Here is a 403-nt window from a genome sequence, read left to right on the forward strand (position 1 = left end):
ATGATACGCAGCATGGAGCGGATTTGTTTGATTTAAAAGTAGCCGGTAATATTTATACGCGTATTATGAATCCAACCAATGCGGGATTAGAGGAGCGTGTGGCGGCGCTTGAGGGCGGGATTGGAGGACTTGCTGTGGCGTCAGGTATGGCGGCGATTACTTATACCATTCAGACCATTTGTGAAGTGGGCGATAATATTGTTACGGTATCGACATTATATGGCGGTACTTATAATTTATTTGCCCATGCCTTGCCGCGTCAAGGGATTGAAGTGCGCTTTTTTGACCACCGTAATCCTGAGTCTATCCGCGCTTTAATTGACGATAAAACCAAGATGGTTTTTGCAGAAAGTATCGGCAATCCACTGGGTAATATTGTTGATATTCAAGCGCTCAGTGATAT

1 protein-coding gene is annotated in these 403 nt (G+C 44.4%); it reads left to right on the forward strand.

Annotation, left to right across the window (positions count from 1 at the left end):
- A partial coding sequence (locus AAEY79_RS14230; RefSeq protein WP_352288882.1) for an aminotransferase class I/II-fold pyridoxal phosphate-dependent enzyme occupies positions 1-403 on the forward strand: 403 nt, incomplete at both ends.

It is taken from the genome of Psychrobacter sp. GW64-MNA-CIBAN-0177, from assembly GCF_040309585.1.
In the GTDB taxonomy this organism is placed as follows: Bacteria; Pseudomonadota; Gammaproteobacteria; order Pseudomonadales; family Moraxellaceae; genus Psychrobacter; species Psychrobacter okhotskensis.